The organism is Hyphomonas polymorpha PS728 (assembly GCF_000685315.1).
Lineage (GTDB): Bacteria > Pseudomonadota > Alphaproteobacteria > Caulobacterales > Hyphomonadaceae > Hyphomonas > Hyphomonas polymorpha.
The window spans coordinates 1-21,198 of sequence record NZ_ARYM01000015.1; the positions used below are offsets into that span (position 1 = coordinate 1).

Sequence of the window (21,198 nt, forward strand, 5' to 3'; positions counted from 1 at the left end):
TCACAGTCGCTGACGGGGAACACTCTTGCCCCTTGCAATCAGGGCAGCCATGCAGTTCAATCCCTATCGTGTAGACAGTCTCTCCGCGAGCGATATGATTGGTTTGGATCATTTCTGCAAAATCAGGACCGTCCACTGGAAGGGTCATTAGCGTGTCGTAATAGTCAGCGAGCTTCTCGATTGTATCAAAGCTCTTTCCGGTCTTGCTCAGTGTACGCAAATATTTGTTACATGGGCGACACGTCAGTTTGTTGCGCAGATTGATAAACATTGCAAATCCGCCGAGCAAAAATCCAACAAACTGGATTGCAGCCAGCCAATATCCTGCCTGTCCGACTTCACCCATATTATGCTGTAGGCCACGGCCCATGCTATACTGCGCGGTCGTCAGAGACAGTTCGACGTATTCCTGGAAGGAGATTAAATCGCGTGCACGGAAACCTTCTACCATGAGCGTGGCATATTGCGCATAATAGATCAGAATTTGTGTGATTCCCGCAATGACGATCATCTGTAAGATCAGAAGCGCGTTCGGACGCGTATGAAAATACAGACTTCCGAAATAGTATCCTGAAGCGGCAGCAGCTCCGCAAATGAGCGCGCCAACTGGGATGATGAAAAAGAAGCTGAGCGTATACAGATCAAAGCCCGTGAAGTGCCCGATAGCTGTAACCAGAAGCACGGTCAGCAATGATGTGGCCAATCCGCAGGCAACCACGCCGCTGGTTTTTAAGAAGTCGTCCATCTTGATGAATTCAGTGCGGGATAAGCCCGCAGGAACACGCCGCGAAGCGACATCCACCTCCTGCGACCCCTGTTCTGCGAGGGAATCCCCCGTTCCCGTTTGCGAAGCCGACTCCAGTCCGTCCAGCAGTTCATTCACAGAGCGCAGATACCGCTCCCCGCTACTGTGATTGCCCATCGTAAACTCCAAAATGAATCTTTGGCGTTCACCATACACAGCCTAGCTTAGAGAAAGGTGAAAACACCGCTTGCAATTTGTCGTTCTGAGCTGGCCTTCTTGCCTTGCGCGCCTCACGTAGATGGATCGGCGAAAGCCCGGGCGGTCTCGTCACTCCACAGCAAGCGCTCTGGCTTTCCGCGCTCGACCGTCTTGCGTGCCCGCTTGATCTCGTTCCCAGCCTTTAGCTGCGGCAGGCGGCTGCCTGCATAATCGTCCTGAGTGATCGTGCATGTGCGGACCAGTAGCTTGAGCCACCCGTCATCTGTCACTTCCAGCACTTCGGCTGTGACCTGGCGCTCGCCGATGCGCCGCGACTTTGCATTCTTGCGTCGGCGTTTCTCATAGATGCCTTCCGTCCAACGGATGACATCCGCAACGATGATCCCTTCTGTGGTTGCAATCCAATTCCCCAATCGAACCCCTGCCTGCTCGGCTTTTATGCTGACATCTTCATTATACCATGAATTCCAGTTCTTCCTTTGACGGATTATGTGATGCTGGGTTTGTTTTGGGTGATGCGGCGCAATAGCCTGTTGGATTGGTTGGCAAAAAGTTCCCTTGAAATCTGACAGACATTCGCGTGCTCCATCTTCGTGAGCTGTGTACCTCAGGCCCGCCGCCGTTCAACCCAGCTCGCTTCCTCCACCTTGTTACGTGCAGCTCCGCTCCCTTTGGGGCGCGCCGCAGCTGCGCTGCAATATGCATTGCCGACAAGGTCGGCGGGCGCGGGGTGTGATCGCCGTCTCTATGGCCAGAGGTTCTTGGCTCCCATGAAGCCGCGGAATGGTCCGTGGCCAGAACAAGGAGACCTTAAATGGCCAAGAAACCTCAACCCAAACAGCAGCAGCCGCAAGGCCGCAAACCCACGCACCGCCTCTACCGCGTCGTCGGCGATGGCAAACTGGCAACATGGACACCGATTGGTGCAGCATGGCCGAACAAAGATGGCATGGGCTTCAGCATCCAGTTGGATGCGATACCACGTGAAGGCCGCGTCATGTTGCGCGTCATCACCGAAAAAGTGGAAGGAGAGCAGCAATGACAACGCTTTCCTCCGCAAATCGCATCCGCGATCTCAACGACGCCATGCGCAAAGCTGGCATCTCCAGCGGAAAGTGGATGATGACGGCAGGTGTCATGGCGCAAGGCCCCGACTTCATGCTGCTCGCTACCCGCGCCGTTCAGACCTTCTCGGACTTCTCCGAGGACAATGATCCCTACGGCGAGCACGACTTCGGTGCTTTCGATATCGCTGGCAAGCGTGTCTTCTGGAAGATCGACTATTACGACCGCGATCTTCGCTACGGATCGGAAGATCCTGCCGATCCTGACGTCACCACCCGTGTGCTGACCATCATGCTGGCCTCTGAGTATTGAGGCCAGCCATGAGCAAAGCATCACACATCATCATCAACGAAGTGATCGACTGGCAGGGCTTGTCCCTGTCAGTCACCTTCTCCCCCGACTGGAATGGTTGGGGGCATGTCGCCCATATGGAGATCGAGACCATCAAGCCCGCCCGTGCGCCGAACCCGATTTCGGAAACGGGCTACAAGTCGCATTTTCTGCCTCTGAACGAGGTCGAAAACGTCGAAGAACTGCGGGCTTACATTCTTGCCTGGCTGACAGAAGCGGCGAAAAAATCCGACTGGAAGGCTCATGCCCAGTTGTCGCTGTTCTAGCGACGCCTTGGGCGCGCCTCTTCGGGTCGGGCTCTCGTGAACCAAGCCCCGCCGCAAAGACAGCGGCGGGGCTCGGCCATGCGGCTTCGATCCCGCGCGCTTTCGAATTGCAGGGCTTTAGAGCTGGGATGTAAAAAAATTCAATAAAATCAGTATTTGAAAGTATATTATGTTTGTTTTAGTTCATCATTCTGATGAACTATCGCAGATGAAAGCTATTGGCGCTGGGCGCGGGATTAGTATATTATGGCTGTAGAAGTTCATTGATTCGTGGAATTGCAGCAGTTGAATAGCATCCCGTCCATTCCAGAAGGCCGCCAGCAACTCGCCCATCTTGTGGCGGGGGCGGGCGATGTGATCCAGATCGATGATGCCGTGCGCGTCTTGGGTCTCGACCGAACCGTCGCTGCGAAAACCCTCGCGCGCTGGACCAACCAAGGTTGGCTGCGGCGCGTCCGGCGGGGCGTCTACGTTCCTGTGTCGCTCGACTCCTTGAGCAGCCAGCATGTGCTTGATGATCCGTGGGTATTGGTGCCTGGGCTCTTTGGCCCCGCCTATGTGGGCGGGCGCACCGCCGCCGAATACTGGGATCTGACCGAACAGCTCTTCAACGACATCGTCGTGATGACCGCCCAGTCTGTGCGTTCAAAGTCGCAGCAGCGGCACGGCGCGACCTTTACCCTCAAGCACATTCAGGAACGCAAGATATTCGGATGCAAGCCCGTCTGGCGCGGGCGCACGAAAGTCATGGTCTCGGACCTTGAGCGCTCCATTATCGATACGCTCGATGATCCCGCCATCGGCGGCGGCATCCAGCAAGTCTCCGACTGCTTTGGTGAATACCTCAAACGCAAGGATCGCAAAGATCATTTGCTGATCTCCTATGGGGAGCGGTTGGGGAATGGCGCTGTCTTTAAGCGCCTCGGCTTTCTGGCGGAGCAGCGCGGGGAAGAGGCGCTGGTGCAGGCCTGCCTGGAGCGTCTGACGAAGGGCGCCATCAAACTTGATCCTGCGCAGGATTGCCCGAAGCTGGTGACACGCTGGCGCATATGGATTCCCGCGCGCTGGAAAGCAGGGATGCAGACATGATCGAACGCCGCGAAATCCTTGATATGGCGACACGCATGTCGCTGACGCCGCATGTCGTCGAGAAAGACTATGTGCTGGGCTGGATGCTGGCGGGCATCAGCGCGCATGACGCGCTGCGCGATAGCTGGCTATTCAAGGGCGGTACGTGTCTGAAGAAATGCTTCTTCGAAACCTATCGTTTCTCCGAAGACCTTGATTTTACCCTGACCGATGCCTCCCATCTGGACGAAGAGTTCTTGAAGCAAACCTTCAGCGAAATCGGCGACTGGATTTACGAGCGCACAGGCATCGAGATTCCCGCCGAAAAGCAGGCATTCGACATCTATACCAATCCGCGTGGCTCAACCTCATGCCAGGGCAAAATCAGCTATCGCGGCCCGATAGCACCGCGCGACCTGCCGCGTATCAAGCTCGACCTCACAGCCGACGAACGCATTGTCCTTGCACCAAATCGTGTGAGTGTTTTTCATCCTTATACGGACGCACCCGAAGAAGGGATCGACGTTCTTGCATACGCCTATGAGGAGCTGTTCGGTGAAAAGGTGAGGGCGCTCGCCGAACGCACGCGCCCGCGCGACCTCTACGATGTCGTGAACCTTTTCAGGAATGGGGAAGCGCTGCCATCACCCTCGGTGCTGCTCGATGTCCTGCGCCAGAAATGTGAGTTCAAAGGCATCAATGTGCCCGTGCTTGCCGATCTTGAAGAGCATCGGGGCGAACTGGAAAACCTCTGGCAGAGCATGCTCGCGCATCAGCTTCCAATTCTGCCGCCTTACGAAAACTTCTGGGAAGAACTGCCCGCCTTCTTTGAATGGCTTGCAGGTGGCGCAGCGCCTGTCATCCCCGCGAGATACGCCGTAGGCGCTGGCGAAGTCGTCTTGCGCGCACGCGATATGCGCTTGCCCGTCTCTGGCCAGGCGCAATCCATGATCGAGATCATCCGCTTCGCAGCAGGCAACCGCTTGCTGGTCGAACTCGACTACCAAGGCTCCACACGCCGCATCGAGCCTTACTCTCTGCGCCGCACGCAAGACGGAAACATCGTCTTGCATGCATGGAACACCGACAAGAACGAGCATCGCAGCTATCGCCTTGATCGCATGCAGGGCGCCCGCGTGACCAATCGCAGCTTTGTGCCGCGCTACGCCATAGAACTGGGGCCAGAAGGGCCAGTGCAGGTCTCCGCATCAAGCGCACGGCCGCAATCCTATACGCCGCGCGCGCCGCAAATCAGGCCGACACGCGCACCGACGCGCCGCAGCACGGGCTTTGGACAGCCCGTGCACATCTATCAATGTCCTGTTTGCAACAAGAAGTTCCGTCGCCGCACGCATGACAGTCAACTCAATCCACATAAGAATGATTGGGGCGGCCAGTGCTCAGGCCGCAGAGGATTCTTTGTAGAGACGAAGTACTGACGGCAGGCAATCGTGGCGGGCAAGAAGCAACATCACATTCCGCAGTCTTTGCAGCGTGGGTTTCTCTTCGATGCGAAGGCCGAGAAAACCTATGTGCATCGCCGCAAGGGTGTCATCCATCCCGCATCGATCGCAGATGTGGCGGCGCAGCGGTTTTTTTATTCGCGCCTGTCGAGCGATGGCAGCAAGACGCTCGACGACAAGATCACGGACTACGAGAACCGGCTCGGCGGGCTGCTGATCTCGCTTCGTTCCGTCGATATTGACGGCGCTGTCGATCCCGCGCTGGCAGCCGAAGTCATCGCGCATCTGACGCCGCGCAGCGCCAACATGCGCCGCATGTTCGGAAGCGGGATGCAGCAGCTTATGACGGCCGCTGCGGAAGCCTTTTCCGACGAAGACACTGTCGTGCAGATGCTTGGCTTGTCTGAACCGGGGCCGAATGCCGTCTGGAACGAACACATCTCGCGTATGTTCGATAAAGAGCCGCAGCTTAAGACGATGCTCGACCTTCTCCAGCTACCAGACGATCTGCTGGAAAGGCTGATTTTCATGGCTGCAAAAGAGCATTTCCTCGGTCGCTACGGCGCCAAGAGTCTCGGCATCATGGAGGCCTTCACCTCCGTATTGGACGGTCTCGATGATATAGTCCGCGACGGGCACAATAAAGCGCTTGGCAATGGATTGGTCGCGATGGCGCGCAAGGAATCGCTGGAGGCCCTCGAATGGCGCATTAGGGCAGCGCCGCCGGAAGGCGCGATCCTGCCGGATTGCGTCGCAATCGGCGCTGATGATGAGGGCGGAACGTTCTTTCCCTACATGATGACCAATACGGCGAGCGTGTCCGCTGTGGTGATGCCGATCACGTCTACAAAACTGCTGGTGGGTGTGAGAGTTGGCCATGCTGCGCCAGTTCTTTCCGACTTCAACAAGGATGCATCGGCGTGCAGTGATGAACTCTTTATCACCGCATCGTCCGCATCGGTCTTCGCTGAGATCAGCGCGAACTTGGGAGAACGTTGGTCGGCCGAAATCGATGCCGTCGTGCAAGGGGCACTAAAGGACATTCTTCCAAACAAGAAGTCTGCCCGCGAACTCAGCGGAGAACCGCCGCCGTTGTCGCCGCTGAGCTACCAACTCTCCTTCACGGGGCTTGGAACAGATGAGGAGATCACGCCGCTCAGCGAGAAAACGCAGAGGCTCGTAGGCCAAATTCGGCCGCTCTTCGATCTCGACCGTTTGGACGGAATTACATTCGCCGCTGACCATGAAGCGGCGCTCACGGAGTTGGAGCGCGGCTTCGATGTGAACGTTACGCCGGAAGGAATGCCGGAAGATATCGCGCAAGGGGTATCGACCGCCGTAGTGTTGCGCGACGGTGTGCTGAAGGTGCGTATCGTCATGCACGCAGCTTACGGACAAGCCCTGGTGGCCAATGATGTCCAAGACGCGGAGGTAGCGCTGCACTTTCTAGTGGCGGGTCTCGCTCAAGCCTGCACGCTTAATCGGATCGAGAAAGCGCTGCCCGAATTTCTCATGACGCCTGTGATGATGTCCGATCACGACGGCGTCCTGCATTGCGCGGTCCGCAAGGCGATCCGCGCCTATCGCTACGCGCGCGACAGCACCGAATTCGGCGCGGATGATGTAGTCGAAGAGGAATTCTCAAAATATCTGATCAGCACGTTCGATAGTGCCACAACGGCGCTCAAACAAGCCAAAGAAGCCCATGCGCAGAGCGAGAATTTCCCCGTGCTGTTTGAAGCCGCACACGGCATGGCCAGCAATATGCTGATCAGCGCGGCGCGCCTGATCGGCCACCGTCACGGCATGGGGCAATTGGGTTTCCCCGGCGCTGAAACGGAAGTCGGCGCAGTTATGGCATCACGACAGCTCACCAATTGGATCGAGGTGTTCTCCAAAGACCTACAGCGCTTCTGGCAGAAAGATCAGTGGACGCGAAAAGACTTCTACGCGCTCAACATCCATGCCGAGCGCGTCCTTTGGGCGAATGGCATTGTTCTCTGGCGCGAACCTAATGGGCAGGGAACGATGATCATGGCCGCGCCACATAATGCCGCGTCACTTCAGCTCCAACCGTAATCAATCACGGGCGCGTTCCTTCGGGTCGGGCTCTCGTGAACCGAGCCGCTGCGCGTCTCTGCCCTTCGGCTTCGATCCCTCGCGCTTTCGGATCGCGGCTGCGCCGCGCACGCTACTCAGGGGCTTTGCCCCTCGCGCACGCAAGGCATCCAAACGTCTCCACGCCTGACGGCGCGGACCCTCGTTCGGAGCCTCCTTGCGCTTGCTACCCCCATCCTCGCCGGAAGGCAGGGTTGCATATGCAACCCCTTTTTTGATGAAACGCGCCTCACTTCACTTACAATATTGCGTAAAATCGAACTATTCTTACCTATATTTTTGTTGGGTTTGGATAATTCAGACGCTAAATTATCAGTACACTGAATAGGAAACCGCACATGAATAAGATAAAGCTTACCACTGATCAGAAGATGCGCATTGAAGTGGCACGTAAGGCGCTGAATGAAGCCTTGAAAGACTGGCCGCAGCAAAGCGAACGCTCACTGAATCGGCAGACGGCAGAAACAACTTTGCCGCCACTTAAGATTAAGAAACGCTAATCACGTCCGACCTAGTGTGTTATAGGGCGCTTGGGATTGAGCGTTTCTCCTTTGCTGGGTGGTTTTGTGATAAAATATTTGGTCGATATCGCAGCTCGCGCACTTATGAGCCGAAAGACGCGCGAAGCATTTCAAGTAGCTCCCCGCCATATATTTGGTCATGAGTACGCGGAATTGTTTGATGACGTCGAACGGCAAATATTGGCAAGCAGTTCTTCGCTGCCATCTGATTTTGATGCCGACGACAAAGTTGTAGTCCACTGGTACACCAAGGAAACTGCGAGCGCAGGCTTGAGGTATGCAGACCTCAATCTTTTGCTACGCACACGTGAGCACCCTGAAGCCGTACGCTTATATTCCATTGGCCTCTACCTCAACGAAGCACTCCAAAAACTCCCGAAGCGCCTGGCTCCTTCATATCGAGGATCGAAACCGCATCCCGGCATAGCTCAATATGAGGAGGGGGATGTGATTCATGAGAAGGGGTTTCTTAGCAGTAGTCGGAACCCGAGAAGGGCCTTTCCAGGCGTCTGTTACTTTACAATCTGGGGAAAGTCTGGAAGGCAAATCACTGCCTTCTCATCCTTTGAACTTGAAGATGAGATACTGTTCCCACCGTATCGTTCTTACTTAATCATTTTTGTCGAACATCTGATCGATGGATCTATTCATGTAGTCATGGAGGAGCAGGAATGACATTTGTCCCCACCGATGAACAGCAGCGGCGCATAGAGCTATCTCGACAAGCCCTAAGAGAGGCTTTGGCACGAGACGAACACTACAGCCCCGAGTTCATTGAGAGATGTTCTGCAGAGATTGGCGCAGATGAAGCAAGCGCTCCCGAGCCATCACCAGACTTCAATTCTGATCTTGGCGTTGTTGGCTCAGCTTTGCGAGCTTTGGTTCAAAAATAGTTCTGATCAACCTCTCCAAATGGACTCCATGCTGATGGCCTGTCTTTAATGTTCGCTGAGCACTGAGCGTGATAGCTGGCTAAGAACGAGATCGTTTCTGCAAAAAGTGGCAGCGCGATACTGTAAAAGGCATCAAAAACTTACACATTTTCTTACACATAAATTTTGCGCACAGTCATTTTGTCTTTTAATATCAATTACTTACAAAATCCAAAGGCGACTTAAAATCCCTAGGCCCAACGGCCGTGCCGGTTCGAGTCCGGCCGCCGGCACCATTTGCCCTCCGGCAAAAAACCGGTAGCGTCGGGAAGCGAAACAAGCGGGGACTGTATTAATGACAACAGGAGACCGGCAGGCCGCCGCGCTGAAGCCCGGCTTTGCCGCCCGCCTGGGACTGTTTGCCGGGCCCGCCCTTGCCATCCTGATTGCCGTGCTGCCGCCGCCCGAAGGGCTGGAACGGGGCGGTATGCTTGTTGCCGGTGTCCTGGTGCTGATGGCCATCTGGTGGGCCACCGAGGCGATCCCGATTGCCGCCACCTCGCTGATCCCGCTGGCGCTTCTGCCGCTGACAGGCGTGGCAAGCCTCCGCGAGATTGCCGCGCCTTATGCCGATACCGTGGTGCTGCTGCTGCTCGGCGGGTTCATCATGGCCATCGGCATCGAGAAATGGCACCTGCACCGCCGCATTGCGCTGAATGTGCTGATGCTGTCAGGCGGGCGGCTGAAACTGCTGGCCGGGGCGTTCATGCTGGCCACCGCCCTGCTCTCGATGTGGATTTCCAACACGGCCACCACCCTGATGATGGCGCCGATTGCCCTCTCGGTCGCCGTGGCAGCGGGCGGCGGCGCCCGGCTTGGCAGCGCCCTGCTGCTCGGGATTGCCTATTCCGCCTCCATCGGCGGCCTCGCCACCCCCGTTGGCACGCCCACCAATCTCATCGCCATGGGCTGGCTGAATGACAATGCCGGGATTGATATCAGCTTCCGCGAATGGATGAGCTTCGGCCTTCCGGTGGTCCTGATCATGCTGCCAATGGCGTGGCTGATCCTCACCTGGGGCATCAAGTCAGACGCCGCCTCGGCCAGGGCTGCCGGCGCCACAGTGCGCACCCAGCGCGACGCGCTTGGCAAGATGACGACGCCCGAAACGCGCGTCGCCATCGTGTTTGGCTTCATTGCGCTTGCCTGGATCACGCGGGAACAGCTTGTCATGATTCCCCTGTTCGCCGGGCTGACGGATATGGGCATCGCCATCATGGGGGCCATCCTGATGTTCCTCGTGCCCCATGGCAGCCGCGCGCCAGAGCACCAGCCCGGCGGCTGGGCCCTGCTGAACTGGGAAGATGCCAAGGCTGTGCCCTGGGATGTTGTGCTGCTGTTTGGGGGCGGACTGTCGCTGGCCGCGGCGGTTCAGGCGTCGGGCCTTGCCGGCTGGCTCGGCAACTCACTGGCAGGCCTGGCGGCCCTGCCGCCCATCGTGCTGATCCTGATCGTCGTCAGCATCCTTATCTTCCTCACCGAGGTGATGTCGAACGTGGCGGCGATGACCACTTTCCTGCCCGTGCTTGGCGCGCTGGCAGAGGCAACCGGCATAGACGTGCGCAGCCTGATCCTGCCGTGCGCGATGGCGGCCTCCTGTGCGTTCATGTTGCCCATCGCCACCGGGCCGAACGCCGTGGTGTTCGGGATGCGGCAATTCTCCATCGGCCACATGATGCGATCCGGCTTCTGGCTCAACGTCGCCTGCGTAGTGATCGTTACGCTGTATTTCGGGCTCTGACCCCGCCGGCACACCCCTGAAGTGAAAATGTCACAAAACTGCGATTGACGCGTATGTTCCGCGCGCCTAGTTGCGCGCCTGCTTGTCAGTATTGTGTCAGATTTGTTGGGGTAGACGCCACCGCATGCGACGTACTTGTATTGCCCTGACCGCTCTGGCCATTGCTGCGGCCTGCCCCGCCCTGGCGGAAAACCAGATATGGACCGCCGCCAGCACCAAGGCCAAACCCTTCGACAACAGGGCTATCAGCCTCTCCCTTGACGCGGATCTGCGCTACCAGCCCGACGGTGATCTCGACACGATCGAGCTGCGCCCCGGCATCGGCTATCGCCTGAATGACACGTTCAAGATCAGCGGCGGCTATCTATGGGGCAGCGTTCGCCAGGAGGGGCCGGACCGGAAGGAACACCGTCTCTGGCAACAGCTGAGCTATGATTTCGGCGAAGCTTATAGCTTCGAATTTGATGGCCGCTCGCGTCTGGAAGAACGCCGCCGTGAAGGCTGGGACGATACCGGCTGGCGGCTGCGCCAGGAGTTCGGCGTCAAGCGTCCTCTCGAAGGCACCCCCTTCGAAATCTCGCTGAGTACGGATCTGTTCTTTGAACTGAACGATACTGACTGGGGCCAGTCTGACGGCTTCATCGAAGCCCGCAGCCAGCTGCTGCTCGTCTGGGACATGAACGACAAGGTAAGCTGGGAATTCGGCTATATGAACCAGTTCGAGAACGAACGCGGCGCCCCCGACGAGACCAACCATCACATCGTCCTCACTGTTTCACGCGATTTCTGAGCCCCAAATGAAAAGCGCGCCCCGGTGAGGAGGCGCGCTTCGCAATTACGTCAGGCAAACGGCGAGGCGTCTGCCTTGAAGAACTGTTAGACCAGCTCGATGGAGCTGACAGCAGGCTTGCCCGAACGTTTGTCGATGGCGGTTTCGTAGGAAACCTTCTGGCCTTCGTTGAGTTGGGCGATACCCGAGCGCTCAAGCGTCGAGATGTGCACGAAAACGTCATTGCCGCCGGTGGTGGGCGAAATGAAGCCGAAGCCCTTCTGGGTGTTGAAGAACTTCACGATACCTTGGGTCATTTAGATAAGTCTCATAGTCATATGTGGACTGACAGTGTGTCAGCCCTTGCGTATCGAATTTTGGAGAGTTTCTGAAACCGCAACTCACCCTGGTGAGCGCACGCGCCTGATCGTCCGGCCAATGTCGATGCCAGCCATATGCGCCATCCACAGGCAGAATGCAAGTTTAAATTACTGTCAGGCTCCGGACGCTCCGGAGCCTGACCGAATTTTCAGTTAACGCGCTCGAACACCGCCGCGAGCCCCTGCCCACCCCCAATGCACATGGTTTCAAGGCCGTAGCGCGCCCCGCGGCGATCCATTTCGCGCAGCATCGTCGCCAGGATGCGCCCGCCGGTTGCGCCCACAGGGTGGCCCAGCGAGATGCCCGAGCCATGCACGTTCAGGCGCGCATAGTCTTCCTTCGAGAAGCCCATCGCCTTGGTGCAGGCAAGCACCTGCGCGGCAAAGGCTTCGTTCAGTTCGATCAGGTCAATGTCTTTCAGCGAAAGCCCTGCGCGCTTCAGTGCTTTTTCCGTAGACGGAACAGGCCCGATCCCCATCACCGCAGGGCCAACGCCCGCTACGGCCCAGGAGACAAGCCGCGCCAGCGGTTTGAGGCCATTGGCCTCTGCCATCTCGCGCGTCATCACGAGGCAGGCCGAGCCGCCATCATTCTGACCGCTGGCATTGCCGGCGGTGACGGTGGCTTCAGCGTCCTGCTTCAGGCGGATGGCTTTCAGCTTCGACAGCACCTCCACCGTGGAATCCGCCCGGGGATGTTCGTCCCGGTCCACCACAGTGTCGCCCTTGCGGCCTTTGACCGTGAACGGAATGATCTCTTCACCGAACACGCCGGATGTCTGCGCCGCTACAGCCTTGGCATGGGAAGCGGCGGCAAACTCGTCCTGCGCCTCACGGGTGATCTGATAATCGCGGCGCAGGTTTTCTGCCGTTTCCAGCATCCCGCCCGGCACGGGGTAATGTTTGCCGCCGGCGGTGAGGCGCCCGGTGATCAGGCCGTCATTGATGGTCATGTTGCCCTGGCCAAGCCCCCAGCGCAGGCCGGTGGAGTAGAAAGGCGCGTTGCTCATCGACTCCGCGCCGCCCGCGATCACGCAGTCCATCGCGCCGGTCGCCACCTGCATCGTCGCATTGATGATCGCCTGCAGGCCCGAGCCGCAGCGCCGGTCGATCTGCATACCCGTCACTTCCACCGGCAAGCCGGCGTCGAGCGCCACCACGCGGCCCAGCGCGGGCGCGTCCATGGAAGGGTAACACTGCGCGAAGATCACATCATCGACCTTGTCTTTCGCCAGGCCCGTGCGCGCCATCAGCCCTTCGACGACGGCCGCGCCGAGTTCATGCGCCTGCACGCCCTTGAACGAGCCGCCAAACCCGCCCACCGCCGTCCGCACCGGCTCGACAATCACCACATCGCGCATTCATTCCTCCCGGGAGTATCCAAAGTCCGCCCCTGTTAAGCCCGGCCTGCGCCCCAGCGCAACCCGGCCTCTTTCATGCGAGGCCCGCATAACAGTCAGGCCGGAGCAGGCCTGTTCCCGCCAGCAAACCTCTCTTACCTAAGGGGAAGCAAGATTGAAGGAGGCTTCCTCTGATGACCCCGCCGATTTTCGTATCGCATGGCTCGCCCACGCTGATCTTCGATGATGTGCCCGCGCGCGACTTCCTGATGCAGCTGGGCAAGGCACTGCCGCGCCCGAAAGCGATCCTTGCCGTCTCCGCGCATTGGGAAACGCTTGCCCCAAGCATCACCGCCGCGCCTGCCCCGCCGACGATCCATGATTTTGGTGGCTTTCCAGAGGTGATGTACCAGCAGCAATACCCCGCGCCGGGCGACCCTGCCCTGGCGGCGCGCATCAAGACGCTGCTGGACGGGGCGGGCCTGCCCGCAACGCTCGATCCGGCGCGCGGCCTCGATCATGGCGCCTGGGTGCCGCTGAAGCTCGCCTTTCCGGCGGCGGATATTCCGGTGCTGCAGCTTTCCCTGCAAACCCATCTTGGCCCGGCGCATCATCTGCGGCTTGGCGAGGCGCTGCGCCCTCTGGCCGAAGAGGGCGTGCTGATCCTCGGCAGCGGCAGCCTCACGCACGACCTGCGCAGTGTCAGCTGGCGCGGCCCGAATGCGGAGCCCGATTGGGTGAAATCCTTCGGTGACTGGGTGAACCAGGCGCTGGCCGAAGGCCGCGTCGACGATCTCGTGAACTATCGCAGCCTCGCCCCCAACGCCGCGCGCAACCATCCGACGGAGGAGCATTTCCTGCCGCTGTTCGTGGCCCTCGGCGCGGCTGGCAAGGGTGCGCACATGGCTCAGTTGCACACGTCCGTAACGTTCAGCGTGCTGAGGATGGACGCTTTTGAATTTGCAGCCTGACACAAAGAACCCCCTTCTCCCTTGGGAGAAGGGGTTGGGATGAGGGCCCGCGCACAGCGCGTGGGAGGCGAGGGCCGGCGAAGCCGGAAACCTTACCCCTGCTGATCCCGCCCGCGCGCGGTCACCTGCTTGCGTGCCTCTTCCACCGCCGAGGCGGAAACCGACTTCGAATGGTCGATCGAGCGGGTCACTTCTTCCTTCATGGCGGCGGCGAAATTCATGCCGAAGCCGTCATCGATCAGCGCCTTGTATTTACGCAGCAGGTCCGGATTGGTCGAGGTCATTTCCGTCGCCATCTGCAGCGCGGCCGGCACAAGATCCGCCGCCGGATAGACGCGGTTCACAAGACCCCATTTCTCAGAAGTGTGCGCATCGATGAAATTGCCGGTGAAGGAGAGCTCCTTCGCGCGGCTGATGCCGATGAGGCGCGAAAGCTTCTGCGAGAGCCCCCAGCCCGGCACAATGCCGACGCGGGCATGGGTGTCGGCAAAACGGGTATGTTCGGAGGCGAGCAGCACATCGCACATCAGGGCGAGTTCAAAGCCGCCGGTAATGGCAAAGCCGTTGATCGCGCCGATGATCGGCCAGGGATAGGCTTCCAGCGCGGCCAGCATGTTGATGGACTTGCTGTCCTCGTCGGCGCCCAGGGCAAAGCCCGTCTGGCCGGCTTCTTTCAGGTCGATGCCTGCGGTGAACGCACGGCCCGCCCCGGTCAGCACCACAGCGCGGATTTCCGGATCGTCCTTCAGCTCAGTGAACACGCGCACGATCTCGGCGCGCAGGGCGCGGTTGAGCGCGTTGAGCGCGTCGGGTCGGTTCAGCGTGACAAGGCAGACAGCGCCGTGGCGTTCGGTCAGGACGATGGGTTCGGACATGGAAGCTCCTCCGGAAATGGTCAGTAAAGGTGTTACGGCGCGCAGATGGGCCCGCCAAGCCTGACGCGGCGTCGGCTCTCAGCCCTTGTGGCCGGTCACCAGGCGGAAGACGCCAATCAGCGCCGCAATAATCGCAATCGCCGCAGCCAGCCAGAACAGGCCAAACTTGAGGGGCGTGATCCAGGCCTTGGTATCGAGCGCGTCGGCCACCCCGGCCAGGGCGAGGGCCTGAACCGTGTTCTCGGTCAGGTCAAAGATCAGTACGGCAAAACCGGGCAGCGCCGCCAGCTTTCCCCAGCGCCCAAAGAAGCGCAGCGCCATGCCCGCAAAGAGAAGACCGAAGCTCAAGGGGAACACGGTGTCGTTCAGCACCGTCACCCAGAAATGGGCGGTCTTCTGCTCCGGCGTCAGCGCCGCAAACAGGGCTCGCACCTCGGCCGGGTCTGAGACCATGTCGAGATACGCCCCGCCCACCGCCGGCCCGAAAACCTGGAACGCGGCGCCGGACAGGATCATCATCACGAAAAGCGCCCACAGGACGGGCGCGCGTGTCAGGACTTGCATTTTCTCTCCTCCCCCTTGGAGTTCTGTTGGAATTTTCTGCGGCGTGGTTGGAGGAATCGTTGGCGTTTTTTTGCCTCCTTATCCACGCTTTATGTGTCGTCAGAGCGGGTCGGGGATGGGCTCCACACCCAGGCCCCGCATCAGCGCCTCAAGCTCGCCCCGCACCGTTTCCAGCCTGACCGTATCAGTCGACCGGGCCACCAGCGCCACGCCATTATCCCCCGTCCCCAGATACCAGGGGTAAGAGCCGATGGAGACGTCCGGATACGCCTTGGCGATAGCGCCGAGGGGCTCGGCAAGGTCGCCCTCGCGCAGGCCAGGGCCGCGCAACTGCACCTTGTGAACCCGCGCGCCGCCTTCCAGGCGGGGGCCGATATCCTCCAGCATCGCGCGGGCAATCTGGGGCACACCGGCCATAGTGAAGACGTTTTCCATCTGGAACCCCGGCGCGCCAGAGACGGGATTCTTCACGATTTTTGCCCCGTGCGGGATGCGCGCCATCCGGCGGCGGGCGGGGGTGAAATCGGTGTTCATGGCCTTGTAGCGCTCGGCCATTTCCGCCAGCACCTCGGGGTGTTCGGAGATGCCCGTGCCAAAGGCCGCCGCAATCGCATCCGCTGTGATATCATCATGCGTCGGGCCGATGCCGCCGGTGGTGAAGACGTAAGTGTACTTCGCCCGCAGGGCGTTCACTGCCGCCACGATCTCCTCCTCAATATCCGGCACCGTCCGGCACTCCCGCACAGGAATACCGATCGGCTCCAGATATTGCGCAATCTGCTGCAGGTTGATGTCTCGGGTGCGCCCGGAGAGCAGCTCATCCCCAATCAGCAGAACGGCGGCAGTGGGCTGGGTCATTTGGTCTCCTGAAGCGCATCATAAACGAGTTCGGCCGATTCCGTCCGCATACTGCGGTCCAGGGATCCGCCGAATACCTGGATCATACCGACGAAACTGATCTTGTTGACAGGGTCGACCCAGAACCAGGTGCCCGCCGCGCCACCCCACATGAAGGCGCCTTTCGGATAGGCCTCGCCATCATTGAGGATCACGGCAAAGTCGAGCCCGAAACCGCCGCCGGCATTGGGATCGGTCGTGGTGCCATTGTGGCCGATGAAAACGCCTTCGGGGAGGAAATTGGTCGCCATCAGCTGCACCGTTTCCGGCTTCAGCACCTGAACCCCGTCCAGCGTGCCGCCCTTGGCCAGCATATCGGTGAAGCGCGCATAGTCGCCGAGCGTACCCACAAGGCCATGCCCGCCGCCTTCAAAGGCGATGGTGTCCTTGCGATACTGAAAGCCCGGCATTGGCAGCGGGACGAGCTCCCCCGTTTCCGGGTTCGGACCCCAGACGTCGGAGAACCGGTCGTACTTTTCGTCCGGCACGAAGAACGCAGTATCGGTCATGCCGAGCGGCGCAAAAACGCGCGCCTGCAGAAACTCGCCCAACGTCTGGCCGGACAGGCGCTCGATCAGCGCGCCCTGAATGTCTACCGAAATGGAGTAATCCCAGGTCACGCCCGGCTCATGCTTCAGCGGGATGGTGGCCACGCGGCGGATCATTTCATCAGCGTCAGGCGACTGGAAAACCTCCAGCTCGCGGAAGCGATCGTCGACGTAATTGCCGGGCGCGAGGCCGTAGCCGAAACCGGCCGTGTGGCTCATCAATTCCTGAACCGTGGGCGGGCGGCTGACCGGCGCAAGAATGGGATTGCCCGCCTCGTCCTGCCCCTTGAAGACCTGAAGCCCTTCAAATTCGGGGAAATATTTGGTGATCGGGTCGTCCAGCTGGAACTTGCCCTCTTCCCAGAGGATCATCAGCCCGGCGCCGGTGACCGGCTTGGACATCGAATAGATCCGCCAGATGGTATCTTCTTCCACCGGGGCGCCGTCCGCCTGGCGGCGGATGCCATGACGGAAATCGGAAATGATTTCGCCATCCTGGATCAGGCGTGTGGCAATGCCTTTTACAGTTCCGCCATCAACATACGAGGCCATTCTGGCTTCCAGGGCGGCAATTCCCTCCGCGCTGAAGGCAGGCCGGGCTTCGGCGGCGGGCGCCGTCAGCGCGGCTGGTTCGAGACCCGCAGGCGCGCTGGCGCAGGCGGCCAAAACCGCCCCGGCAAGGGCCAGTATGCCCCCCATGAATTGTCCCTTGAACCGCTTCATGCCCGCTCTCTCCCATGCCATGTCGCGGTGATAACTGGCAGCGGTCTGCCTGTTCGGCAAGAAGGGAGTGGAATCTCGGGGCCCGGACTGCCATATTGCGGGCATGAACGATACAAATCTTCTCCTGCCCATGCGCACGGGCGACATCCGCATTCACGACGCCGAAGGCTTCGAGGGGATGCGCCGCGCGGGCCGCCTCGTCGCCGAATGTCTGGACATGCTGGTTCCCGAAGTGAAACCCGGTGTAACGACCGAGCGTCTGGATACGCTTGTGCGCGAGTTCGTGCAGGATCACGGCGCCGTTTCGGCAACCATCGGGTATCGGGGTTACCGCCACGCCTCCTGCATTTCGGTGAACCATGTGATCTGCCATGGTATTCCCGGCCCGAAGGCGCTGAAGGAAGGTGACATCGCCAATATCGACGTGACGTTGATCCTGGACGGCTGGCACGGTGACCATAGCCGGATGTACGGCGTGGGCGAGGTGAAGCGCAAAGCCGAACGCCTGATGGAAGTGACCTATGAAGCCATGATGGCGGGCATTGCCGCCGTCAAACCCGGCGCCCGGTTTGGCGACATCGGCGGCGCGATCAGCGAGATTGCCCGGCTCAACCGCTATTCGGTGGTGGATGATTTCTGCGGCCATGGATTGGGGCGCCTTTTCCATGACGAGCCCAACGTGGTCCACTCCGCCAAAGCGGGCACCGGCCCTGAGCTGAAACCCGGCATGTTCTTCACCATCGAGCCGATGCTGAACCTTGGCCGGCGCGACGCGGCGATCCTGCCTGATGGCTGGACGGCTGTGACGCGCGACCGTCAGCTTTCGGCGCAGTTTGAACATTCCGTCGGCGTGACCGAAACGGGCGTGGAGATTTTCTCCGCCTCGCCCAAAGGCTGGCATGAGCCTTTCAAGGTGAAGCTGGGATAGGCCCATACCCTTGGGTTGTCCTTGGGAAAGCCCCCGCTGAACCTTTTGCAACTACTTGACGAACTCAAATGTTCGTGAAATGTTCCAGCACGTTTCGCGTGCTGGATCATCGCTTTGTCCATGGGCAGCACATTCCATACCTGCCGGGAGAAGGGCGCGTGCTGACACTATGAGTTCAGAAGTTTCATCCGCAAACGGATTGAATGAGGCCGGCGGCCTTTTCATTGCACCAGCCCTAGCCGACAAGCCTCACTGGCAGGGCCACCGGGACAGGCTGCGGACGAAACTGCTGAACCGCGGCGCCGGCGCCCTGGATGATTACGAGATCCTCGAAGTGCTGTTGATGGCTTTCATTCCGCGCCGGGATGTGAAGCCGATTGCCAAGGCACTCGAAAGGAAGTTCGGCTGCCTCTCGGCCATTCTCGCGGCGCCTGCCGAAGACCTTCTGAAAGTGCCCGGCGTGGGGGAAACGGTGGCGGCCTACATCAAGGCCATTGCCGAGCTTCATTCCCGCGCGGCGCGCGAAGAGATCAAGGCGAGGGAAATCATCTCATCCTGGTCCGCCCTGGTGGCTTATGTCCGGCGGGAACTTCAGCATGAAAAGCGCGAACAGTTCCGCGTCATCTTCCTTGACCGGAAGAACCAGCTGATCGTCGACGAGATCATGGGCCATGGCACGGTGGATCACGCGCCCGTCTACCCGCGGGAGATCGCCCGGCGCGCGCTGGAGCTTCAGGCCTCCAGCCTGATCCTCGTTCACAACCACCCCTCGGGTGACCCCAAGCCGTCACGCGCAGACATTTCGATTACGCGCGAAATTATCGATGTGCTCGGCCCTTTCGATATTTCCGTGCATGATCATCTCGTGGTCGGCACATCGGGCGTTGTCAGCTTCCGCACTTCCGGCCTCATCTGAGACTGATCTTCCGGGTCACGCCCACGCGCTCCAGGAAGGTCTCATCATGGCTGACCGTCAGCAGCGCGCCGTCATAGGCGTTCAGCCCGGCTTCGACGGTTTCCAGGGACGCAATGTCGAGATGGTTGGTCGGCTCGTCCAGGATCAGAAGCTGTGGCGGGGCGCCCCCGCCGAGGACGCAGGCAAGGCCGGCACGCAGGCGTTCTCCACCGCTCAGCGTGGCCACCGGCTGAAGCGCCGCGTCCGCCCTGAAGCGGAAGCGCGCCAGCGCAGCCCTGCAGGCATTTTCATCCGCCTCCGGATTTATACGCCGAAAGTTGTCAAGGATAGTGCCGGCGCCCTCCAGCAGGCTCACCTCCTGATCCAGCAGAGCCCAGGGTACGTGGACCAGCGCCTCGCCGGAAAGCGCCGGCAGGGCGCCGGTTATGACCTTGAGCAGGGTGGACTTGCCCGCCCCGTTCGGCCCGGAGATCGCCGCCCGCTCAGGCCCTCGCAGATCAAATGACAGATCACGGATTACGGGGCGGTCCGCATCATATCCCGCCGCAAGACGGGCTACGCGTACCACCTCTTTATTCGGCGGAAGAGCCGTGGGGGCGAGTTTCACGATGAAGGGCTGAAGCACTTCGACCCGGCCGCGCGCCTCGGTTGCGGCCTCCTCTGCCTCAGTCTTTTGTCTCTCGGCCAGACGCCCCAGAGCGCCGGAAGAATCTTCCGCCCTGTTCTTCAGTGTGCCAAGCAAAATGCGGGGCGCGCCGCCCCTGGCGGCCTTGCGGCTGCCTGCGCCATCGCGTCTTGCCTTGCGCTCGGCGGCGGTCTGCGCCTTTTTCCCCGCCTCCTCGACGCGCCGTTCTGCATGCGCCAGATCCTGCTGGGCGGCTGCGAGCTCGCGCGCCTTCTGCGCTTCATAGCTGCTCCATCCCCCGCCATAGCGCGCCGCGCCGAGTGATGTCAGCTCGATGATGGCATCCATGTTTTCAAGCAGTTCCCGGTCATGGCTGACCACCACGGCGCCGCCGCGCCAACCGGCCAGCAGCTCTGCCACAGCGGCGCGTCCCTCACGGTCAAGATTGTTGGTCGGCTCATCCAGCAGCAGGAAATCGGGCTCTGCAAAAATGAGCGCAGCAAGGCTTGCCCGCGTTCGCTGACCTCCCGACAGGGTGGCGAGTGGCGTCTCCAATCCCACGCCCTGCAAGCCCGCGCGGCCCAGCGTTTCAGCCAGCCGCGATTCCAGCGTCCAGTCGGCCTCAGCAAAATCGGTCTCGGTACCGGCGCCCGCCTCGATATGCCGGAGACAGGCAAGTGCAGGCTCTACCGCAAAAAGGCCCGCGAGGGTCTCCTCCGGGGAGGGCTCAAAAGACTGGCGCAACACACCGGTCGTGCCGGCGACCGTGACCGATCCGGACGCAGGGCTCAGCGCGCCGGAAATCAGCTTGAGCAGAGTGGATTTGCCCGCGCCGTTGCGGCCAACAATCCCTGTGCGTTCCTGATTGAGACTAAAACTAAGGTCTGAAAAAAGAACCCGGCCGTCAGGCAGGGCAAAGTTCAGTGAGGCGAAGGTTATGGAGGCGGGCATGGTGTGAACTCTTCCGGTAAACTGATCCGAGGGCGGTCGTTTTCCGGTGGTCGTTCATGACGCAGGGCCTCACGCTTGGCTGTGGAATTCTTTGCAAGGTTGCTCAGATAGGCATCGCTCACGAAAAGTTCAACTCGCATCTGGCGGAAATGAAGAGGCTCCCTCTGCGCCTTCCCTCACGATAACACTTGCAGGGCGCGACGGGGCCGTTACCGTTCGGTC

Annotated in this window: 22 protein-coding genes; 13 read left to right on the top strand and 9 right to left on the bottom strand. The window is 60.0% G+C overall.

The window, feature by feature from the left end; genetic code table 11:
• Window positions 1-883, bottom strand: an 883-nt coding sequence (locus HPO_RS12955) for a hypothetical protein (protein WP_157532820.1), incomplete at its 3' end; no start/stop codon positions are given.
• Window positions 884-1,035: 152 nt separating this feature from the next.
• Window positions 1,036-1,377, bottom strand: coding sequence for a hypothetical protein (locus tag HPO_RS12960; RefSeq protein ID WP_084324319.1), 342 nt, complete (start codon window positions 1,375-1,377; stop codon window positions 1,036-1,038).
• 401 nt (window positions 1,378-1,778) lie between these two features.
• On the opposite strand from HPO_RS12960, the gene HPO_RS12965 reads away from it, so the two are divergent.
• The 10 genes from HPO_RS12965 to HPO_RS13005 all read left to right on the top strand — a co-directional run bounded on the left by HPO_RS12965 (window position 1,779) and on the right by HPO_RS13005 (window position 11,279).
• A complete protein-coding gene (locus tag HPO_RS12965) occupies window positions 1,779-2,006 on the top strand; it encodes a hypothetical protein (RefSeq protein WP_035599594.1) in 228 nt (75 codons plus the stop codon).
• Window positions 2,003-2,341, top strand: coding sequence for a DUF3768 domain-containing protein (locus HPO_RS12970; protein ID WP_035599596.1), 339 nt, complete (start codon window positions 2,003-2,005; stop codon window positions 2,339-2,341). The genes HPO_RS12965 and HPO_RS12970 overlap by 4 nt, the downstream gene beginning before the upstream one ends.
• Window positions 2,342-2,349: 8 nt before the next feature.
• Window positions 2,350-2,646 carry a hypothetical protein gene (locus HPO_RS12975; RefSeq protein WP_051612606.1) on the top strand — a complete coding sequence of 99 codons (297 nt, stop codon included), beginning with the start codon at window positions 2,350-2,352 and terminating at the stop codon, window positions 2,644-2,646.
• 270 nt (window positions 2,647-2,916) lie between these two features.
• Complete coding sequence (locus HPO_RS12980) at window positions 2,917-3,735, top strand: type IV toxin-antitoxin system AbiEi family antitoxin domain-containing protein (RefSeq protein ID WP_206742161.1); 819 nt, start codon at window positions 2,917-2,919, stop codon at window positions 3,733-3,735.
• Window positions 3,732-5,153, top strand: a complete 1,422-nt coding sequence (locus HPO_RS19840) for a nucleotidyl transferase AbiEii/AbiGii toxin family protein (RefSeq protein ID WP_157532822.1) — start codon at window positions 3,732-3,734, stop codon at window positions 5,151-5,153. The genes HPO_RS12980 and HPO_RS19840 overlap by 4 nt, the downstream gene beginning before the upstream one ends.
• Window positions 5,154-5,165: 12 nt before the next feature.
• Window positions 5,166-7,256: a hypothetical protein gene (locus HPO_RS12990; protein ID WP_035599598.1), complete on the top strand. Its 2,091-nt coding sequence runs from the start codon at window positions 5,166-5,168 to the stop codon at window positions 7,254-7,256.
• 377 nt (window positions 7,257-7,633) lie between these two features.
• Window positions 7,634-7,795: a hypothetical protein gene (locus HPO_RS20555; RefSeq protein ID WP_157532824.1), complete on the top strand. Its 162-nt coding sequence runs from the start codon at window positions 7,634-7,636 to the stop codon at window positions 7,793-7,795.
• Between the two features lie 36 nt (window positions 7,796-7,831).
• Entirely contained in the window at window positions 7,832-8,491 is a 660-nt protein-coding gene (locus HPO_RS12995) for an ADP-ribosyltransferase domain-containing protein (protein ID WP_157532826.1), read from the top strand.
• Window positions 8,492-9,043: 552 nt separating this feature from the next.
• Window positions 9,044-10,489 (top strand): SLC13 family permease, encoded by a 1,446-nt coding sequence (locus tag HPO_RS13000; protein WP_051612608.1) that lies wholly within the window; start codon window positions 9,044-9,046, stop codon window positions 10,487-10,489.
• Window positions 10,490-10,613: 124 nt separating this feature from the next.
• Complete coding sequence (locus tag HPO_RS13005; protein WP_035599604.1) at window positions 10,614-11,279, top strand: DUF2490 domain-containing protein; 666 nt, start codon at window positions 10,614-10,616, stop codon at window positions 11,277-11,279.
• An 86-nt stretch (window positions 11,280-11,365) separates the two neighbouring features.
• On the opposite strand, the gene HPO_RS13010 is transcribed toward HPO_RS13005, so the two are convergent.
• Window positions 11,366-11,575 (bottom strand): cold-shock protein, encoded by a 210-nt coding sequence (locus HPO_RS13010; RefSeq protein WP_035599606.1) that lies wholly within the window; start codon window positions 11,573-11,575, stop codon window positions 11,366-11,368.
• A 212-nt stretch (window positions 11,576-11,787) separates the two neighbouring features.
• The gene (locus HPO_RS13015) at window positions 11,788-12,999 is read right to left on the bottom strand and encodes an acetyl-CoA C-acetyltransferase (RefSeq protein ID WP_035599610.1); all 1,212 of its coding nucleotides are present in this window, start codon (window positions 12,997-12,999) and stop codon (window positions 11,788-11,790) included.
• Window positions 13,000-13,172: 173 nt separating this feature from the next.
• On the opposite strand from HPO_RS13015, the gene HPO_RS13020 reads away from it, so the two are divergent.
• The gene (locus tag HPO_RS13020) at window positions 13,173-13,949 is read left to right on the top strand and encodes a DODA-type extradiol aromatic ring-opening family dioxygenase (RefSeq protein WP_035599613.1); all 777 of its coding nucleotides are present in this window, start codon (window positions 13,173-13,175) and stop codon (window positions 13,947-13,949) included.
• 92 nt (window positions 13,950-14,041) lie between these two features.
• On the opposite strand, the gene HPO_RS13025 is transcribed toward HPO_RS13020, so the two are convergent.
• The 4 genes from HPO_RS13025 to HPO_RS13040 form a co-directional block, all read right to left on the bottom strand.
• Entirely contained in the window at window positions 14,042-14,824 is a 783-nt protein-coding gene (locus HPO_RS13025) for an enoyl-CoA hydratase (protein ID WP_157532830.1), read from the bottom strand.
• A 78-nt stretch (window positions 14,825-14,902) separates the two neighbouring features.
• The gene (locus HPO_RS13030) at window positions 14,903-15,388 is read right to left on the bottom strand and encodes a hypothetical protein (protein WP_035599615.1); all 486 of its coding nucleotides are present in this window, start codon (window positions 15,386-15,388) and stop codon (window positions 14,903-14,905) included.
• 99 nt (window positions 15,389-15,487) lie between these two features.
• Complete coding sequence (locus tag HPO_RS13035) at window positions 15,488-16,246, bottom strand: competence/damage-inducible protein A (protein ID WP_035599617.1); 759 nt, start codon at window positions 16,244-16,246, stop codon at window positions 15,488-15,490.
• On the bottom strand, window positions 16,243-17,556 hold the full coding sequence (locus HPO_RS13040) for a serine hydrolase domain-containing protein (protein WP_162174044.1): 1,314 nt from the start codon (window positions 17,554-17,556) through the stop codon (window positions 16,243-16,245). The genes HPO_RS13035 and HPO_RS13040 overlap by 4 nt, the downstream gene beginning before the upstream one ends.
• Window positions 17,557-17,659: 103 nt before the next feature.
• On the opposite strand from HPO_RS13040, the gene map reads away from it, so the two are divergent.
• Both map and radC read left to right on the top strand, forming a co-directional pair.
• Complete coding sequence (map, locus tag HPO_RS13045) at window positions 17,660-18,484, top strand: type I methionyl aminopeptidase (protein WP_035599621.1); 825 nt, start codon at window positions 17,660-17,662, stop codon at window positions 18,482-18,484.
• 169 nt (window positions 18,485-18,653) lie between these two features.
• Window positions 18,654-19,400 carry a RadC family protein gene (radC, locus tag HPO_RS13050; RefSeq protein WP_035599622.1) on the top strand — a complete coding sequence of 249 codons (747 nt, stop codon included), beginning with the start codon at window positions 18,654-18,656 and terminating at the stop codon, window positions 19,398-19,400.
• Here radC and HPO_RS13055 read toward each other — a convergent pair.
• Complete coding sequence (locus HPO_RS13055; protein ID WP_035599624.1) at window positions 19,393-20,976, bottom strand: ABC-F family ATP-binding cassette domain-containing protein; 1,584 nt, start codon at window positions 20,974-20,976, stop codon at window positions 19,393-19,395. The two genes, radC and HPO_RS13055, sit on opposite strands and share 8 nt — an antisense overlap.
• Between the last annotated feature and the right edge of the window lie 222 nt (window positions 20,977-21,198).

Bases quoted from the DNA above. Each gene is read 5' to 3' on its own strand.
- HPO_RS12970 (WP_035599596.1), top strand. From the start codon at position 2,003: ATGACAACGCTTTCCTCCGCAAATCGCATCCGCGATCTCAACGACGCC.
- HPO_RS19840 (WP_157532822.1), top strand. From the start codon at position 3,732: ATGATCGAACGCCGCGAAATCCTTGATATGGCGACACGCATGTCGCTG.
- HPO_RS13030 (WP_035599615.1), bottom strand. From the start codon at position 15,388: ATGCAAGTCCTGACACGCGCGCCCGTCCTGTGGGCGCTTTTCGTGATG.
- HPO_RS13015 (WP_035599610.1), bottom strand. From the start codon at position 12,999: ATGCGCGATGTGGTGATTGTCGAGCCGGTGCGGACGGCGGTGGGCGGG.
- HPO_RS12965 (WP_035599594.1), top strand. From the start codon at position 1,779: ATGGCCAAGAAACCTCAACCCAAACAGCAGCAGCCGCAAGGCCGCAAA.
- radC (WP_035599622.1), top strand. From the start codon at position 18,654: ATGAGTTCAGAAGTTTCATCCGCAAACGGATTGAATGAGGCCGGCGGC.
- HPO_RS12975 (WP_051612606.1), top strand. From the start codon at position 2,350: ATGAGCAAAGCATCACACATCATCATCAACGAAGTGATCGACTGGCAG.
- HPO_RS13035 (WP_035599617.1), bottom strand. From the start codon at position 16,246: ATGACCCAGCCCACTGCCGCCGTTCTGCTGATTGGGGATGAGCTGCTC.
- HPO_RS13025 (WP_157532830.1), bottom strand. From the start codon at position 14,824: ATGTCCGAACCCATCGTCCTGACCGAACGCCACGGCGCTGTCTGCCTT.
- HPO_RS13040 (WP_162174044.1), bottom strand. From the start codon at position 17,556: ATGAAGCGGTTCAAGGGACAATTCATGGGGGGCATACTGGCCCTTGCC.
- HPO_RS13020 (WP_035599613.1), top strand. From the start codon at position 13,173: ATGACCCCGCCGATTTTCGTATCGCATGGCTCGCCCACGCTGATCTTC.
- HPO_RS13055 (WP_035599624.1), bottom strand. From the start codon at position 20,976: ATGCCCGCCTCCATAACCTTCGCCTCACTGAACTTTGCCCTGCCTGAC.
- map (WP_035599621.1), top strand. From the start codon at position 17,660: ATGAACGATACAAATCTTCTCCTGCCCATGCGCACGGGCGACATCCGC.
- HPO_RS13005 (WP_035599604.1), top strand. From the start codon at position 10,614: ATGCGACGTACTTGTATTGCCCTGACCGCTCTGGCCATTGCTGCGGCC.
- HPO_RS13010 (WP_035599606.1), bottom strand. From the start codon at position 11,575: ATGACCCAAGGTATCGTGAAGTTCTTCAACACCCAGAAGGGCTTCGGC.
- HPO_RS20555 (WP_157532824.1), top strand. From the start codon at position 7,634: ATGAATAAGATAAAGCTTACCACTGATCAGAAGATGCGCATTGAAGTG.
- HPO_RS13000 (WP_051612608.1), top strand. From the start codon at position 9,044: ATGACAACAGGAGACCGGCAGGCCGCCGCGCTGAAGCCCGGCTTTGCC.